The sequence below is a fragment of the bacterium genome (assembly GCA_035691305.1).
GTDB lineage: Bacteria > Sysuimicrobiota > Sysuimicrobiia > Sysuimicrobiales > Segetimicrobiaceae > DASSJF01.
In genome coordinates this window covers 1-16,129 of the sequence record DASSJF010000037.1, presented here as the reverse complement: position 1 = coordinate 16,129, position 16,129 = coordinate 1, and the positions used below count along the sequence as shown (strand labels likewise).

The 16,129-nt window shown below is 70.2% G+C and carries 17 protein-coding genes; 2 read left to right on the top strand and 15 right to left on the bottom strand.

The window, feature by feature from the left end; genetic code table 11:
• Positions 1 to 234: hypothetical protein (locus tag VFL28_06775; protein HET7264356.1), on the top strand; the 234-nt coding region annotated here is incomplete at its 5' end.
• On the top strand, positions 231 to 1,109 hold the full coding sequence (locus VFL28_06770) for a sugar phosphate isomerase/epimerase family protein (GenBank protein ID HET7264355.1): 879 nt from the start codon (positions 231 to 233) through the stop codon (positions 1,107 to 1,109). The genes VFL28_06775 and VFL28_06770, both read left to right, overlap by 4 nt.
• Before the next feature lie 17 nt (positions 1,110 to 1,126).
• Here the strand turns inward: VFL28_06770 and VFL28_06765 are convergent, their stop codons facing one another.
• The 15 genes from VFL28_06765 to VFL28_06695 form a co-directional block, all read right to left on the bottom strand.
• On the bottom strand, positions 1,127 to 2,212 hold the full coding sequence (locus VFL28_06765; GenBank protein HET7264354.1) for an ABC transporter ATP-binding protein: 1,086 nt from the start codon (positions 2,210 to 2,212) through the stop codon (positions 1,127 to 1,129).
• Between the two features lie 34 nt (positions 2,213 to 2,246).
• Positions 2,247 to 3,065: an ABC transporter permease subunit gene (locus tag VFL28_06760; GenBank protein ID HET7264353.1), complete on the bottom strand. Its 819-nt coding sequence runs from the start codon at positions 3,063 to 3,065 to the stop codon at positions 2,247 to 2,249.
• On the bottom strand, positions 3,065 to 3,943 hold the full coding sequence (locus VFL28_06755) for an ABC transporter permease subunit (GenBank protein HET7264352.1): 879 nt from the start codon (positions 3,941 to 3,943) through the stop codon (positions 3,065 to 3,067). Before VFL28_06755 ends, VFL28_06760 begins: the two co-directional genes overlap by 1 nt.
• A 13-nt stretch (positions 3,944 to 3,956) precedes the next feature.
• A complete protein-coding gene (locus VFL28_06750; GenBank protein HET7264351.1) occupies positions 3,957 to 5,105 on the bottom strand; it encodes an extracellular solute-binding protein in 1,149 nt (382 codons plus the stop codon).
• Between the two features lie 77 nt (positions 5,106 to 5,182).
• Complete coding sequence (locus tag VFL28_06745) at positions 5,183 to 6,013, bottom strand: sugar phosphate isomerase/epimerase family protein (protein ID HET7264350.1); 831 nt, start codon at positions 6,011 to 6,013, stop codon at positions 5,183 to 5,185.
• A 47-nt stretch (positions 6,014 to 6,060) separates the two neighbouring features.
• Positions 6,061 to 6,879 carry a carbon-nitrogen hydrolase family protein gene (locus VFL28_06740; protein HET7264349.1) on the bottom strand — a complete coding sequence of 273 codons (819 nt, stop codon included), beginning with the start codon at positions 6,877 to 6,879 and terminating at the stop codon, positions 6,061 to 6,063.
• 98 nt (positions 6,880 to 6,977) lie between these two features.
• Positions 6,978 to 7,802: an ABC transporter permease gene (locus tag VFL28_06735; GenBank protein HET7264348.1), complete on the bottom strand. Its 825-nt coding sequence runs from the start codon at positions 7,800 to 7,802 to the stop codon at positions 6,978 to 6,980.
• A gap of 109 nt (positions 7,803 to 7,911) precedes the next feature.
• Positions 7,912 to 8,856 (bottom strand): ABC transporter permease, encoded by a 945-nt coding sequence (locus tag VFL28_06730; protein HET7264347.1) that lies wholly within the window; start codon positions 8,854 to 8,856, stop codon positions 7,912 to 7,914.
• Positions 8,857 to 8,914: 58 nt separating this feature from the next.
• Positions 8,915 to 10,453 (bottom strand): ABC transporter substrate-binding protein, encoded by a 1,539-nt coding sequence (locus tag VFL28_06725; protein HET7264346.1) that lies wholly within the window; start codon positions 10,451 to 10,453, stop codon positions 8,915 to 8,917.
• A gap of 45 nt (positions 10,454 to 10,498) precedes the next feature.
• The gene (locus tag VFL28_06720) at positions 10,499 to 10,915 is read right to left on the bottom strand and encodes a DUF3830 family protein (protein ID HET7264345.1); all 417 of its coding nucleotides are present in this window, start codon (positions 10,913 to 10,915) and stop codon (positions 10,499 to 10,501) included.
• Positions 10,916 to 10,919: 4 nt separating this feature from the next.
• Positions 10,920 to 11,795, bottom strand: coding sequence for a DUF3830 family protein (locus tag VFL28_06715; protein ID HET7264344.1), 876 nt, complete (start codon positions 11,793 to 11,795; stop codon positions 10,920 to 10,922).
• A gap of 30 nt (positions 11,796 to 11,825) precedes the next feature.
• The gene (locus VFL28_06710; protein ID HET7264343.1) at positions 11,826 to 12,836 is read right to left on the bottom strand and encodes a TIGR03619 family F420-dependent LLM class oxidoreductase; all 1,011 of its coding nucleotides are present in this window, start codon (positions 12,834 to 12,836) and stop codon (positions 11,826 to 11,828) included.
• Positions 12,833 to 13,702: an ABC transporter permease gene (locus VFL28_06705; protein ID HET7264342.1), complete on the bottom strand. Its 870-nt coding sequence runs from the start codon at positions 13,700 to 13,702 to the stop codon at positions 12,833 to 12,835. Before VFL28_06705 ends, VFL28_06710 begins: the two co-directional genes overlap by 4 nt.
• A 3-nt stretch (positions 13,703 to 13,705) precedes the next feature.
• Positions 13,706 to 14,653: an ABC transporter permease gene (locus VFL28_06700; GenBank protein ID HET7264341.1), complete on the bottom strand. Its 948-nt coding sequence runs from the start codon at positions 14,651 to 14,653 to the stop codon at positions 13,706 to 13,708.
• On the bottom strand, positions 14,653 to 16,129 hold a 1,477-nt coding region (locus VFL28_06695), incomplete at its 5' end, for an ABC transporter substrate-binding protein (protein HET7264340.1). The genes VFL28_06695 and VFL28_06700, both read right to left, overlap by 1 nt.

Here is a 16,129-nt window from a genome sequence, read left to right as displayed (position 1 = left end):
CTGTTCGCGGGGGCGCACGAACCGCTCGGCCTGGAGCTGCTGCTCTACGGTACAAACCACGGCCGGCCGGTGATGCGGCCCGACGGCCGGCCGGCGACCGGCGTCGCCGCGCTCGCAGAGACGCACGCCGTACGGATCCGGCGGATGCGTCCCGCCCGGAGCGACATGAACATCACCGCCCTCGCCGTCGTCGTGGTCGAGCCGAAGACCTCCGCGCCGCCCGCGGGCGCGTGACCCCGCTCCCCCGCACGTCTTGGGGCGCGTACCGGACCTCCGGCGCACCGCCCGTCGGCGCCTGCACCTGGATCTACGGCGACGCGCCGCTCGAGGAGACGCTCGCCCGCATCGCGGCGGCCGGCTGCGACGCGGTCGAGCTGCCGGGCGAGCCGGACCGGTTCGATCCCGCCGCGCTTCGGACGCGGCTCGCACGTCACCGGCTCGCGCCGGTCGCACTGACTGCGTCGTGCAAATCGCCGGAGACCCGCCGCGACCTCGCCCATCCCGATCCCACGGTCCGCCGGGACGCGGTCGCGCACGTGTCGCGGTGCCTCGCCTTCGCCGCGGAGGTCGGGGTGCCGATCGTACAGATGCTGCCGTCGGGCGAGACGCGCCTGGCGCCGTTCGGGGAACGCGACGAGGAGTGGCGGTGGTCCGTGGAGGCGATGCGGACCGCCGCGGCCGAGGCGGAACGGGTGGGCGTGCGGCTCGCCGTCGAGCCGATCAACCGGTACGAAACCTATCTCGTCACGTCGGTCGCGACGGCCCTGGCCTATCTCGACGCGGTCGGCTCACCGTGGATCGGGCTCACGATCGACCTGTACCACGCGAACATCGAAGAGCGCACGATCGCCGGCGCGATCCGCGCGGCCGGGCCGCGGCTCTGGCACGTCCATCTCGCCGACACCAACCGGGAAGGATTGGGGCGCGGGCACCTCGATCTCGACGGCTGCCTCGCGGCCCTGCGCGACGCGGGCTATGCGGGGGCGTTGGTCCTCGAGATGACGGCGCCCGGTCCCGACCCGTTCACGCCGATCAAGGACGGGCGGTCCGCCGGCATCGTCGACGGCTACCTGCGCGAGTCGGTCGCGCGGCTGCGCGCCGCGCGGTAGACCGCCCGGGCGCGCCGTCACCGCCGCGAGTCTGCCGGCTGACGGACCGCGTCGCCCACCTCCACCGGCTCACCCTCGCCGAACACGAGGGCGCGCGTGATGCGCAGCCCGATCTCGCCGCCCTCCGCGGGGGCGGTCTCCTTGTCGGTAAACAGCCGCACCGGCCCGGCGCCGATGCCGGGCACGTCGGCGACCACCTGCAGGTAGTGCCCGAGGTTCATCACCCGCCGCACCCGCGCCGACGCCCCTCCGGCGTCGATGACGAGATCCTCCGGCCGCACGGCAAGGCGCACCTCCGCGCCGTCCGGCCAGGACGCGCCGGGAAGCGGCAGGCGCCAGGGCCCCGCGGCCAGCACGCCCTCCCCCCGGTGCACCCGCGCCGGGATCACGTTCATCGTGCCGATGAAGTCGGCGACGAAGAGCGTGCGCGGGCGGGCGTACAGGCTGGACGGCGTGTCGACCTGCTCCGCCACCCCGTCGCGCATCACGGTGATGCGGTCCGCGATGGTCAGCGCCTCTTCCTGGTCGTGCGTCACGAACACGGTCGTGATGCCGACCTCACGCTGGAGCTGCTTGACCTCTTCGCGCATGTGAACCCGCAGCCGGGCGTCGAGGTTGCTGAACGGCTCGTCCAGCAGCAGCAACTTGGGCTCGAGCACGAGCGCACGGGCCACGGCGACGCGCTGCTGCTGGCCGCCCGACAGCTGGTGCGGGTATTTCCGGCCGACGTCGGGCAGCCCGACGAGCGTCAGCACGTCGCGCACCTTGGCGTCCACCTGCGCCCTGGGCAGACGCCGCAGACGCAGCCCGAAGGCGACGTTGCCTTCCACCGTCATGTGCGGCCACAGGTTGTAGCGTTGGAAGACCATCGCCGTGGGCCGGCGCTCGGGCGGCAGCGCCGTGACGCTGCGGCCGTCGATGCGGATGTCGCCGGCGTCCGGAACCTCGAAGCCGCCGATCATCCGCAGCGTGGTCGTCTTGCCGCATCCCGACGGCCCGAGCAGGCACATCAGCTCGCCGTCGCGGACCTCGAGCGTGAGGTCGCGGACGGCGGCGTGGGCGCCGAAGTGCTTGCCGATGCCGATCAGATCGAGCTTCGCCATCAGACGGCCTCCGGACCGGACGCGCGCACGCCGCTCACAGGCTGTACCCCGCGGCGAGGTACCCGGCGCGGAGGTAGCGCTGCGCGAACAGCAGCAGCACGAGCGACGGCAGCGACAGCAGGATCGAGAACACCGCGCCCACCGGCTGCGGGTAGCTCAGCACGAGGTTGTACATCAGCACCGGCATCGTCATGTGATTCGGCGTGCCGACGATCAGCGTCCCCTGCGCCTCGTCGAACGCGGCGATGAAGGCGAACAACCCCGCGACGATGATCCCCGGCAGCGCGATCGGCAGCGTGATCTGGAAGAAGGTCCGCAGCGGTCCCGCGCCCGCGTCGCGCGCGGCTTCCTCGAGGTTCCGGTTGATGCCGCGGAAGGTGCCGGTCGGAATCCAGATCATGAACAGCAGCGTGTTGACGAGCTGGATCAGGATGACGCCGGTGAGCGTGTCCATCAGGTCGAGCCGGTAGAGCAGCGTCGCGATGCTCACGTAGAGGCCGATCTTCGGAAAGGCGTTCGCGGTCAGGAACGAGAGGAGCAGCACCCGCTTCGCCGGAAACTCGAGCCGCGCGAAGGCGTACGCGGCGGGAATGCAGATCACGGCCGAGATGACCGTCGCGAGCGGTGCGCTCATCAGGCTCATGCGGATCGCCTTGCCGACGTCGGCGTTGCCGAGCACGAACGCCCACCACCGCAGCGAAAACTCCGGCAGCAGATTCGGGAACAGCCACGTGCCGGCGAACGCCCAGACCAGCAGCGTGAGCAGCGGTCCGAGGATAAACGACGCGAGCGCCAGCAGCGCCGCCGTGCCGACGGCGCGGCGCAGCACCCCCGCGGCCCACGGCCACGGCATCAGACCGCCCCTCGCTCCCGGCGGCTCACGCTCGCCACGTACACGGCCCCGACCACCGAGGCGATCACGAAGGCCAGGACGGCGATCGTGACCGCCTCGGTGCGCTGCAGGTACTGGGTCAGATAGTTCGTCATCGTCACGCCGAGCATCGCCGGCGCGTTGCCGCCGACGAGGTACGGGATCGTGAACGAGCCGAACACGCCGATGAACAGCAGGGTCAGCGCGATCATCGTCGGCACGGCGTTGAGCGGCAGGATGATCGCCAGAAAGGTGCGCAGCGGACCGGCGCCCACGTCGCGCGCGCCGTCGATGAGGGCGTCGTCGATCGCCTGGAGCCCCGCGCCGAGGATCAGCACCGCGAATGGGATGTTGACCCACACCTGGGTCAGCATGATGCCGGTCCCGTTGTAGACGAGGCGCGGGAACGCCCGCACCCCGACCTGGTACAGGAGCGTCGAGACCAGGCCGTGGTTGACGAGAAACGTGATCATGGCGAACGAGGCGATGACCACCGGCACGAACAGCGGCACGACGAACAGGACGCCGAGCACCCGCGCGGCGCGGCCGCGGGAGAAGCGGAGGTACAGCGCGAGCGGATAGCTGAGCGCGAAGACGACGGCGACCGAGAGCAGCGTGATGCCGATCGAAAAGACGATGTCCGCGCGCAGCGTGCGCACGGCCAGGACGCGGGCGTAGTTCGCGAGCGTGGGACCGCCGCCTCCGGCCGGGGTGAGCGTCTCGATGACCGCCGTCACCGCCGGCAGGGCGACGAGAAAGGCGAGCACAAGCAGCGGCGGGAGCACCAGGGCGAGCCCCAGTGCTCCCCGCCGCACTCCCGCGCCGCGGCGCGGCCGCGGCGCCGAGACCACTTCGTTCATGCCGGTGGACGGGCTACTGTCCGGCCGCCACCCGATCGTGCCACAGCCGCTTGATGTCGGCGAGGTACTTCGCGTTCGGCAGCGGCGAGTAGGGCTTCGCCACGTCGGCGAACTGCCGGCGCACCGACTCGGGCATGTACTTCCAGTCGACGCCCGGGTACCCGGAGACGTCCCGGATGACGAGTTCCTGCGCCTCCGGCGTGAGCAGCCAGTTGAGCAGCGTGAGCGCGCCCTCGAGGTGGGCGGAGAACGACGGCAGCGTTACGGTCGAGTCGCCGCCGAAGAGCGGCGGCGTGATCTGCTCGTACTTCACGGTCTTGGGCACGAGACCGCGCTTGTAGAAGTCGAGGCCCATGTCCGACCACACCGACGCCATGTAGATGTTCTGCTGGCCGAGCAGCTGCAGCACGGCCACGTTGCCGTTCGGGTGGAATCCGTTATTGTACATCGCCGGCTGCAGATCGCGCAGCAGCTTCCACGCCGGCTCCCACGCGCTCTCTTCCTTCGGGTCGTAGGCGCTGCCCGCGAACTTCTCCGGGTTCACAAACTTGTAGATCGCCGCGGAGACGAACGCCTGGCCGGAGCCGCCGGTGTTGGGATCGCAATAGGTGAACTTGCCGGGGTTGGCCTTGATCCAGGCCACCAGGTCGTCGAACGTCTTGGGCGGGTTCTTCACGAACGCGCTGTTGTAGCCGATCACGACCGACGACCCGCGGTACGGCGCGCCGTACCCCTGCGTCGCGGCGATCTTCTCGGGGGGAATCTTGGCGAGGTTCGCGACCAGCTTGTCCGTCAGCTTGACCCAGAGGCCCTCCGGGATGCCCTGCTCGACGATCGAGGGCTCGGTCTCCCACAGGTCGACGTCCGTCGTGCGGCCGGCGCGCTTGGCGGCGATCAGCTTGTCGAGCACGCCCTGCCCGCCGTTGCCGTGCAGCAGCGCCACCATGTTGGTCCGGTACTGCGGGTAGCGCTTGGTGAACGCCGGCAGCAGCGACTTGTTCCAGAGATCGAAGATGTTCGTGTCGCCGTTGATGTAGACGTTCAGCGTGACCTGACCCGCGGCCCCGGCGCTCCGCGGCACCGACGTCGGGATCAGTAGGACCGCGGCCAGCAGCGCCAGCACCACCGGCGCCGACCCGCGCAGCCTGCTATACCGTCTCACAAACACCCACCCCCCTGTCCGGATCTGGTGTGCCGTGGAATCCCCCAATTCGGGCTCCGTCACCGGCACCCTCTTCGTCATCCACCGCCAGCATGCGCGTCCCGCGGTCCGCCGTCCAGCGTGTCGACGAGGGCGCGGACGCGGCCGTAGTCCGCCGCGGCCGTGTCCGGGAACAGCGCGTGACGGTACTCGTGAATCACCGTCCCCCGGTACCCGCGCAGGAGGCCGAAGACGCGGTCCAGCGGCAGGGCCCCCCAACCGACCGGCAGGTGCAGGTCGCCCTTCCCTAAGGGAAACGTATCGGCCGGCGTTTGCGTTCGGTACAGCGTGAAGTTCTCGAGACGCAGCGGATCGTAGCGTCCGAAGTTGTCGTTGACGTGCACGTGCCCGACCGCCGGCAGCGCCGTCCGGACCGCGTCCATCAGGTCGAAGCGGAACTGGGCCGCGGCGAGGGCGGCGTGCCCCACATCGAGGGTCATGATCACATTCGGCCGGGCGATCTGGCGAACGCGCTCGACCACGGGCTCGACCCGCTCGACCTCGATATTCTCGACGCCGAGCAGCACGCCGCCGGCCTCGTCGGAGAGGCGAAGGATCGCTTCGGTGAACGCGGCTTCGTCCTCCCGATCGGGACTCTGCTGTTCGAAGTGGATCACCAGCACGCGGGCTCCGACCTCCCGGCTGAAGCGCAGCGTCGCGCGCGCGAGGTCCAGCTGCGCCTCCCGGTTGCGGCGATCGCGCAGGTCGAGGCTGCTGGGGCTGTGCACCGAGTAGCTGAAGGGGTGCGCGGCGAAGGCGCGCAACGCGTCGCGCAGGCGATCGGCGTGGAGGCGGCCGCCGAACACCATGCCGGTCCCGTCCATACTGATCTCGACGGCGTCGTAGCCGAGCCGGCGGGCGAGCGCCAGTTCCTCGTCGCGCCGCTCGCCGGCGCGGACCGACAGACCGAGACGGACTACCGGCGGGCTCCCACCGCGGGCGGCGTGTACAGCGCGTCGCGGCGCTGCTGCAGCAGCGGCAGCTTCTCGCGGACCCGCGCGATGCGCGCGAGATCGACGTCGCCGGTGTAGACGCCGGGTTCCTCCCCGGCGTCGACGATCGACACGCCCATCGGATCGACGAGAACGCTGCGGCCGGTGCTGACGTTTCCGGTCTGGTTGGCGGCCGCGACGAAGATCGTGTTCTCGATCGCCCGCGCCTGCAGCAGCGTCGCCCAGTGCGCTTCCTTCAGCGGGCCGGCGATCCACGCCGCCGGCAGGAGCAGCACGTCTGCGCCGGCGAGGGCCAGGCGGCGGGCGAGCTCCGGGAACCTCAGCTCGTAGCACACCAGCAGGCCGAACGTGCCGAGCGGGGTGCGAATCACGTCGGGCGGCTCGTCCCCCGCCACGATGAGGTCCGACTCCCGGAACGCAAACGCGTCGTAGAGGTGCGTCTTGCGGTACGCGAGCACCACCCGTCCGTCGGGGCCGATCAGCACCGTGGTGTTGAACGCCCGGACGCGCTCCCCCGGCGCCGCCTCCCAGAGCCCGCAGCCGACGTAGAGGTGCTGTGCGCGCGCCTCCGCGGCCAAGCTCGAGACGAACGGTCCGTCCACGGGCTCCGCGATCTCGGCGGGCTTCGCGGGGCCCTTCGGGTGCACAAACGCCATGTAGACTTCCGGGAGCAGCGCCACGTCGGCGCCGCGGCGTCCGGCCTCCCGCAGCGCCTGGACCGCCGCCTCGAGATTGTCGGACTTGTTCGGGGACGCGACGAGCTGGCACAACGCGATGCGCATACCGGACCTCCGGACTCAGACCGCGGCCGCCGGCGGTGACGTCCGCCGGCGGCGGTGCCTCTTGCCGTCTCGTTTCGCCAGCTACCGCGCCGCTTCCCTCAGACCCGCTCGCGGTGCAGCAGCCGCCGCGCGCCCTCGCCGGCGAGGTAGAACCCCAGCACCGCGATGAAGATCGCGACGCCGGCGCTGACCGAGATCCAGGGCGTGATCAGGAGATACGCGTAGCCCTCGCGCAGCATGCGCCCCCAGCTCGGGGCCGGCGGCGGCGTGCCGAACCCGAGGAACGACAGGCTCGCCTCGGTCAAGATCGCGCCGCCCATCCCCGCCGTGCCGAGGACCACGATGAGGTCGAGGATGTTGGGGATGATATGGCGGAGCAAGATCCGCGGGGTGCTGGCGCCGACGGCCACGGCCGCGACGACGAAGTCGCGGGACCGGATGCTCAGCACCTCGCCCCGCGTGACCCGCGCGAGCCCCGGCGTGATCGTGACCCCGAGCGCGACGATGACGTTGAGGAGGCTCGAGCCGAGGAACGCGCGGATCACGAGCGCGAGCACGAGCGACGGAAAGACGAGCGCGACGTCGGCCAACCGCATCAGCCCGTAGTCGAGGCGCCCGCCGAGAAAACCGCTCACGAGCCCCCACGGCACGCCGCCGGCGAGCCCGAGCACCACCGCCGCCGAGCCCACCACGAGCGAGATCCGGGCGCCGTAGATGTCCTCGCTCAGAATGTCCCGTCCGAGATTGTCGGTGCCGAGCAGGAACGCGCGGCTTGGGCCCTCGAGCGTGTGGTCGGGGTGATAGGCGAGCGGATCGTATGGCGCGAGCCACGGCGCGAGCAGCGCCATCGCGACGGCGGCGCCCGCCAGACAGACGCCCGCGACGAGCGGGCGGTTCCGGAGCACCCGACGCGTTCGCGTCATGAGCCGCCCCACGGGGACCGTCGAGGGGCGTCCGCGAGGCAGCGCTACCGGGGAATCGGTGTATGCCACGGCAAGACCGTCCGCGGCGGCCGGCCCGCCGTGTTCGAGCTCACTCGTAGGTCACCCGCGGATCGAGCCATCCGTAGGCGAGATCGACGCAGAGGTTCACAACGAGCACCCCGAACGTGAGCAGCGCCACGACGGCCTGGATGACGGGGAAGTCGCGGCCGAGGATCGAGTCGACCAGAAGGCGCCCGACGCCCGGCAGCGCGAAGATCGTCTCTGTGATCACCGCGCCGCCAAACAGCCGGCCCACCTCGACGCCGAGCACGCTCAGCAGCGGGATCAACGAGTTGCGCAGGACGTGCCGCACGAGCACCCGCCGCTCGGTGATGCCTTTCGCCCGCCCCGTCTGCACGTACGGCGCCCGGAGGGCGACCTTGAGGCTCGACTTCAGCACGAGGCTCAGGAACCCGATGTACGCGAGGCTCAGCGTCGCCGTCGGCAGGATCATGAGCCGCAGGTTTTCGAGGGGCTGCGCGAGCAGCGGCGCGTAGCCGCCGCTCGGCAGCCATCGGAGCGTCAGAGCGAAGAAAAAGATGAGGATGATCCCGACGAGGAAGTTGGGCAGCGTCACGCCGGCGATGCAGAACCCGGAGACCGCGAGATCCAGGGCGCTCCCGGCGTGGACGGCCGCCGCGGTGCCGAGCAGCAGCGCGACGGCGAGCGCCGCCGCCATGGCGAGCAGCGTCAGCTCCCCGGTGACCCCGAGGCGTTCCTCGAGGGCGCGGGCCACCGGCACCCGGTCGCGCAGGGAACGGCCGAGGTCCCCGCGCGCGGCCCCGGTCAGCCAGTCCGCGTACTGAACGTAGAGCGGCCGGTCGAGCCCCAGCTCGTGGCGCAGCCGCTGCGCCGTGTCGAGATCCGCTTCCCGCCCGAGCATCAGGACCACCGGGTCGCCCAGAAAGACGTGCACCAGCGCAAAGACGGCGGCCGTCAGCAGCACGGCCATCGGGATGATGGCGAGCAGGCGCTGGACGATGTAGCGCGCCACGGCCGGTCAGTCCCACCGGCGCGGGACTAGCCGTCGGGACGCGACGGCGTCGCCCACGTCACTTGGCGATCCACAGGTCCCGGTAGCGCGGCACGGAGTCCGGAATCCAGGCGAAGTTCTGGACCTGGGTCCGGGTCGGCGCGTATTCCGGCACGTAGAAGAACCAAACGTACGGCGCGTCGTTGATCACGGTCTGCTCGATCTCGCCGTAGACCTTCTTCCGGATCGCCCGGTCGTAGGTGGAACTGGCGTCCCGCAGCAGCCGGTCCACGCCCGAGTACCCGGTGGAATTGGCAAAGTTGCCGGTGTAGAAGAGGATGCGCAGCAGCCCGTCGGGATCGCCGCGCAGCGTCCAGTCCGTCCTCGCCCAGTTCAGCTTCGCGGCCAGCACCTGCTGGTACATGTCGGACGGATTGACCGGGTTGATCGTGATATTGACGTTGATCTTCTTGAGCTGCTGCTGCAGCAGTTCGGCGAACTGGAGTCCGAGCGGGGTGTTGTCGGTGGCAAACTCCGCGGAAAACCCGCCTCCGTGCCCGGCTTCGGCGAGCAGGCTCTTCGCCTTGGCCGGATCGTACGTGTAGCCCTTGACGCCGTCGTTGTACCACCAGACGTTGGACGGCGTGGGGCCCTTCGCGACGGTGCCGCGGCCGCCCAGCATCACTTTGACGAACTCCTCACGGTCGATGCCGTAGGCGATGGCCTGGCGGAGCGCCTTGTTGTTGAACGGCGGCCGGTCCACGCGCCACTGAGTCGCCCACCAGTGGCCGGACGGGTTCGCCGTGATGACCTTCACGTTCGGAGCGTGCTCGAGGCCCGGGATATCCTTGGGGTCCGGTGAACTGGCGGTATCGACCTCTCCGGTGCGCACCATCGTCCCGCGCACCGCCGGATCCGGAATGACCCGGTAGACGATGCCGTCGAGGTACGGCTTCCCCTTGTCCCAGTAGCCCGCGAACCGCTTGAGCGTGACGTGGTCGTCCGAGACCCATTCGACGAACTCGAACGGGCCCGTGCCGACCGGGTGGCGCCCGAGATCCCGGCCGTACTTCTGCCACGCGGCGGGCGACACTATGAAGCCGGGCCGCTCGGCGAGCGCAGCCAGCAGTCCCGGATACGGCTCCTTCGTGTGAAAGACCACCGTGGTGGGGCCGGTCGCCTCGACGCCGGCCATGAACGGACCGATCAGCTTGCCCATCGGCGAGTTGTTGGTCGGGGTGAGGATGAAGTCCATGTTCCACTTGACCGCCGCCGCGTCGCACGGCGTGCCGTCATGGAATCGGACGCCCGGCTGCAGCTGAAACGTGATCACCTTGCCGTTTGGCTCGATCTTCCACGACCGGGCCAGCTCCGGCACGATCTCGAAGGACGGGTTGACCGCCACCAGGTTGTTGTAGACCGCGTACATCACGTGCCGCTCCGCGAAGTCCACGGAGTAATGCGGATCGAGCGTGTGCGCGTTCGGAATCCACCCGACGCGCAGCGTCCCCCCGCTCTGCGGCGCGGCGGCGTGCGCCCAACGGAGGCCGCCCCTCCCGGCCAGGGCATAGCCGGCCGCGGCGGCCGCGGTGGTGCGAAGAAACTCCCGGCGTTTCATCTGCTCCTCCTCTCCACCCTGGCCCGCCCGCGGCGAGGTGCCCCGTCAGGCGAGCCGGATCGCGACGGTCTTCGGCCCCTGGAGCAGCACCTGCTCGCAGGCCTGGACGAAGGCGTCGAGGTTCCCGGTGACTCTGCCGATGCGCGCGACGTACAGCTCGCCTTTCGGATCGCGCCACTGGCTCTGGCCGTAGATGAACGCCACCTTGAACAAGTCGTACTCCGGGGCGTCGTAGTAGACGATGTCGCCGCGTTCGAGCCACGTCGCCCGATTCTCGATCTCGCCGACCTGGAGCGGGTAGTTCTTTTCGGTTCGCCAGGCGGCGCCCGACCAGCGAACGTGGATCGTGCGGTCGGAGATCGGCAAGTGCGGCAGCAACGCCGCCACCGTCTTCGGTGCCCGGTCGTCCCACAGCTCGCCTTCCGCGCGGACCCCGCCGAGCTCTATCGTGATCTTCTTCATCCGCTCAACGCTCCTTGCGGCGGATGGTCATGGTCTTGGCGCCCTCGAACATGATCGCGCCGGCCTTCGCGCGGAACGCGCTCCAGTCGCCGCTGAGCCGCGCGAGCGGCGTGAGGCGGGACACCGTGGCCGGCCCGCTCTGCTGCGCCTGTCCGTAGCAGAGGCGCAGGCCCCGGTACGCCGGGTGATAGTAGAGGTAGCCGGGCCAGTGCAGCTCCTGGCCGTTCTCCGGCGACTCGAGCCGGATCGGCACCTGCCCGAGCTCGCCGTCCGGGCCCCAAAACCGCAGCATCTGACCGCTCCACTTCGTGTTCGTCACGCGGCCCGTGAGCGGCAATACCTCCCACAGCGCCGCCGCCGTCTTCGGCGCGGCCGCGTCGAGCAGCGACGCCGTCACGGTGACTCCGTCGACATCGATCTCGATCTGCCGGCCGGCCGCCTCCACCGGCCGGGACGTCGCGGCCGCGGCGCCCTCCGCCCGCCGGAACTGGATGCGCTTCGAGCCGTCCCACATCAGGCGCTCCGCTGTCCTGGCGAGGCGCGGCAGGTCCTGCTCGTCGACGAACCCGAGCGGGGTAAGGTATAGAAAGCCCGCGTTTCCGCGAAACCGCGCCGCGCCGTACGCGATCGCGATCTCCTGGATCGGCGGGTAGTAGACGATCTCACCGGGCGCCTGGTACGCCTGCTTGTTCTCCGTCTCCTCGACCGGGATCGGTGCGTGCTCGAACATGCGGAACATGTCCCCGCTCAACTGCGCGTGCACCGCCCGCCCCTCGAACGGCAGCGCTTTCAGCACCGCCCCGACGGTCTTCGGCGCCGCGGCCTCCGACAGCGTGGCGTGAAACACCTCATCGCCCAGCACGATCTCGATCCGCGCCACTCGTCCCCTCCCCCTCGCCCGATGTGCGACCTACGCGATCGCCGGCACGACCTTCTGCGCAAATACCTCCATGTGCGCGAGCAGCTCCTCCATGCTGTCGACCAGCAGAATGATGCCGAGGTGGGACGCGCCGGCGGTCCGGAATGCGGCGGCCTGCTCGGCGACCTCCGCCGGTGTGCCCAAAAGGTTGCCGGCCCGAAATTCCGCGAGCCGCTCCTCGTCGCTGCGTCCTCGGCCGCCCGCGGTCATGCGGCGGAAGTGCTGCGAACGGAGCACGCGCTCCTCAGCCTCGCGGGTCGTGCCGCCGAACGCCAGCCACGTCTGAACGTGCAGGCTGAGCCCCTCGGGATCCCGGCCGCACGTGGCCGCCGCCCGGCGCACTTCCGCCCACTCGCGCCGCGTCTGGTCCGGCGTGCGCGCCGCCACGATCAGACCATCGCCGAGCCGTCCGACCCGCTCGAGGCCGGACGATGCGTGCGCCGTGATGTAGATCGGAAACGGCCGCTGGACCGGCTTCGGCGCCAGCTCCACCGCCTCGAACCGCACGTAGCGGCCGGCGAAGCTCGCGCGTCCATCCGCGAACAGGCGGCGCAGCCCCTCGACGCCTTCTTCCACCATCGTGCCGCGGTGCGCGCCTTTCAATTGAGGATGCACCGCCTCGAACTCTTCCCGGTAGGCGCCCAGCCCGACGCCCAGCATCACGCGGCCGCCCGTCAGACGGTCGAGCGTCGCAACCTGCTTGGCCAGCAGCACGACGTCGCGCTGCGGCAGGGTGATCACGCCGAGCATGAACCGCAGTCGCTCCGTGATGTTTGCGAATGTGGCGTAGGTGACGATCGGCTCATAGAAGTTCGGGATCTCGGCCTGAGTCGCGCTGACGCCGTGCGGCGTCGTCAGGTGGTCGTTCGACCAGATCGAGTGGTAGCCGAGCTCCTCCGCCCGCCGGGCCACCGCCGCGAGGCCCTCGGGATGCACGAACCCGACCGGATACGCGGTGCCTTCGCGGCAGCCGGGGAAGCCGACGCCCACGCGCAGGCTCACCGGCTCACCGCCGCCGGCGCGGACACGCGCCCCGCCGCCGCGTGCGGGTCCAGCAGATCCCGGATCAGCTCGCCGGTCTGGTTGAAGACGAACACCGTCGCGAAGACGGCGGCCCCCGGCGCCAGCGCCACCCACGGCGCCGTGGGCAGATATTGAAAGCCGTCCCGCAGCATGCGGCCCCAGCTCGGCGTGGGCGGCTGGACGCCGAGACCGAGAAAACTGAGCGCGGACTCCCCGAGGATGATCCCGGAGACGCCCACGACCGACCGCGCGACGATGATATCTGTCGTCTGCGGCAGCACGTGGCGTGCGAGGACGCGGCGGGCGGACGCACCGATGCTTCGTGCCGCGGCGACGAAATCGGCCTCGCGCAGCGACAACACCCGCCCGCGAACCAACCGCGCGTACGCGGGCACGTGCCCGACCGCGAGCGCAACGACGACGCTTTCGAGATGCTCGGGGCCGAGAATGGCGACGATCGTCAGCGCCAGGATGAGATCCGGGAAAATGTAGAGCGCGTCGATGAGCCGCATGAGGCACTCGTCGAGCAGGCTGCCGCCCCAGAACCCCGAGACGAGGCCGATCAGCGTCCCGGCGAGCAGGCTCAGCGCGACCGCGCCCGCGGCGATGAGGAGCGTGGTGCGGGTGCCGTACACGATCTGGGTCAGCACGTCCTTGCCGAGCAGGTCGGTGCCGAGCAGATGATCCCACGCGGGCGGCCGGAGGCTCTGTGCGCCTTGGATCTCCAGCGGATCGTAGCCGCCGAGCAGCTGCGGGGCGCACGCCGCGAGGAGTAGCAGCCCGACGGCGGCGCCGAGGGCGGCGCCGGTCGGACTCATGAGACGGTACGCGAGACGGCGGGCCACGGCTCAGTCGTACTTGATACGCGGATCGAGCACGCCGTACGTCAGGTCGACGACGAGGCTGCTCAGTACAACCGCCGCCGTCACGAGCAGGACGGCGCCCTGCACCACAGGATAGTCGCGCGACTGGATCGCGTCGCTGAACAGCCGGCCGACGCCCGGGAGGCTGAACACCACCTCGACGATCACGGCGCCGGCCAGCATGTAGGGGATATTCTGCCCCACGATCGTGACGACGGGAATCAGCGCGTTGCGCAGCGCGTGCTTGAACAGCACGGTGCGCTCGACGAGTCCCTTCGCCCGCGCCACGCGAATGTAGTCGCCGTGCAGCACGTCGAGGAGCGCCGAGCTGAGATAGCGCGCCCACGCGGCGCCGTAGAAGGCCGCGAGGCTGACCGCGGGCAGGAGCATCGAGGCGAGGTTGCGGCCCGGGTTCTGCGCGAACGGCGTGTAGGCGCTGTCGGCCGGCCAGTGCAGCTTGACGCCGAACAGGTAGATCAACAGCATCCCGAGCCAGAAGTTCGGCACGCATATGCCCGCGACCAGCACCGCACGCACGGCGCGGCCGGCGGGCCTGTCGCGGGCCACGGTGATGAACATCCCGGCCGGAATCGCGACGGCGAGTGCAAACAGCGTGGCGAGCCCGGCGAGCTCCGCGGTCGCCGGCAGCCGTCCCGCGAGCGCCGAGCGGACGTCGATCGGATATTCAAACGAACGGCCGAGGTCGAGCGCCCCGAGGCGCCGCAGCCACTCCCCGTACTGCACGAGGATCGGCCGGTCGAGTCCGAGCCGGGCGCGCGCGGCCGCGGCCTGCCGGAGCGTGGCCTCGTGCCCCATCAGGTACAGGGCCGGGTCGCCCCGCACGGCCGTACGCATCAGCACGAAGATGCCGAGCGTGACGACCAGCATCGTCGGAATGAGGATGAGCACCCGCCGCGCCGCGTAGCGCCACATCAGCCTTCCACCCAGGCCTCCGCGACGCGCGGCATCAGATCGAAGCCGTAGCGAAAACCCCGGACCTGACCGCGCATCAGCGCGTAGTCCGGCGCGGCGTAGTAGAACACGTAGGACGCGTCCTCGACGATCAAGCGCTCCGCCTGCCGGTACAGTCCGGTTCGGACGGCCTTGTCGTAGGTCGCGGAGGCATCGTCCAAGAGCTTGTCGACCTGCGGGTTCCGGTAGTGCGCGCTGTTCGCGTAGCCCTTGGAGTGCCACAGGATGTAGGCGAGGCCGTGGGGATCGACTCGCGGCGTCCAGGTCTGCGGGATGGTAAACGGGATCTCCCCGCGCAGCACCATGGGGTACTGGTCACGCTCGGAGACGAGCCGAATGTTGGTGCGGATCCCGATCGCGGCGAGCTGCGCCTGCGCCATCTCGCCGAGCGGCACCTGGCTGGACAGCACGTAGAACGTGAGCGGCGCCGGCCGGTCGAGATATCCGGACTCCCTGAGGCGCTGCTTCGCCAGGTCGGGGTTGTAGGCCGGCCCGTTGTAGGCGGGGTCCTGCCACCATCCTTCGTGGAAGAACTTGCCGGTCGCCCTGCCGAGACCGCGGTAGATCACGGCGTGGATCTGCTCCCGATTGATCGCGTACATCACCGCCTGGCGGAAATTGCGGTTGTCGAACGGCGGCACGTCCACCTTCATCTGAATCGCTTCCCAGCGGCGCGCCGGGCTCAAAACGACGCGGTACGCGGCCTGCTTCTGAAACGCGAGGACGTCGTCCGCCGGGAGGCCTTCGAGGCAGACGAGGTCGAGCTCCCCGCCCCGCAGGCGCGCGTCGGCGACCGCCGGCTCCGGAAAATCCGTGAAAACGATACCGCTCGACCGGATCGCGCGCCGATTCCAGTACTGCTCGCTCCGCTGGACGACGACCCGGTTGCCCTGGATCCACTCGACGAACCGGAATGCCCCGGTGCCGACGGGGTTGCGGCCGAAGTCACGGCCGTACTTTTTGACCGCGGCGGGCGAGACCATGAGGCCGGGGCGGTCGGTGAGTTCGGAGAACAACGGCGGGTACGGCCGGGTGAGATAGATCCGCACCGTCTGTGGATCGACGGCCCGGACACCCTGAATGATGCCCTCGAAGCGCGTGCGGTGCTCCGATCCCGTCGCCGGATCCAGCACCCGCTCGATGTTCCACTTGACGGCGTCCGCGTTGAACGGCGTGCCGTCGTGGAACGCGACGCCGGAGCGCAGATGAAACGTGATCACGAGGCCCGTAGAGCCCACATCCCACGACTTCGCGAGGACCGGAAAGAAGTTGCCCTGCGCGTCCGCGTCGAGCAGCGGCTCGTACAGTGTGTACAGGACCATCCGGTCGTAGAGGCGCGCGTTGACGTGCGGATCGAGACTCCGCGCGTCCGCGCCGCGCGCGATGCGAAGCACCCCGGGCGCCTGCGCGGCGGCCGGCCGCCGCGCGGCCGCGCCG

Bases quoted from the DNA above. Each gene is read 5' to 3' on its own strand.
- VFL28_06765 (HET7264354.1), bottom strand. From the start codon at position 2,212: ATGGCGAAGCTCGATCTGATCGGCATCGGCAAGCACTTCGGCGCCCAC.
- VFL28_06755 (HET7264352.1), bottom strand. From the start codon at position 3,943: ATGAACGAAGTGGTCTCGGCGCCGCGGCCGCGCCGCGGCGCGGGAGTG.
- VFL28_06740 (HET7264349.1), bottom strand. From the start codon at position 6,879: ATGCGCATCGCGTTGTGCCAGCTCGTCGCGTCCCCGAACAAGTCCGAC.
- VFL28_06700 (HET7264341.1), bottom strand. From the start codon at position 14,653: ATGTGGCGCTACGCGGCGCGGCGGGTGCTCATCCTCATTCCGACGATG.
- VFL28_06760 (HET7264353.1), bottom strand. From the start codon at position 3,065: ATGCCGTGGCCGTGGGCCGCGGGGGTGCTGCGCCGCGCCGTCGGCACG.
- VFL28_06735 (HET7264348.1), bottom strand. From the start codon at position 7,802: ATGACGCGAACGCGTCGGGTGCTCCGGAACCGCCCGCTCGTCGCGGGC.
- VFL28_06725 (HET7264346.1), bottom strand. From the start codon at position 10,453: ATGAAACGCCGGGAGTTTCTTCGCACCACCGCGGCCGCCGCGGCCGGC.
- VFL28_06720 (HET7264345.1), bottom strand. From the start codon at position 10,915: ATGAAGAAGATCACGATAGAGCTCGGCGGGGTCCGCGCGGAAGGCGAG.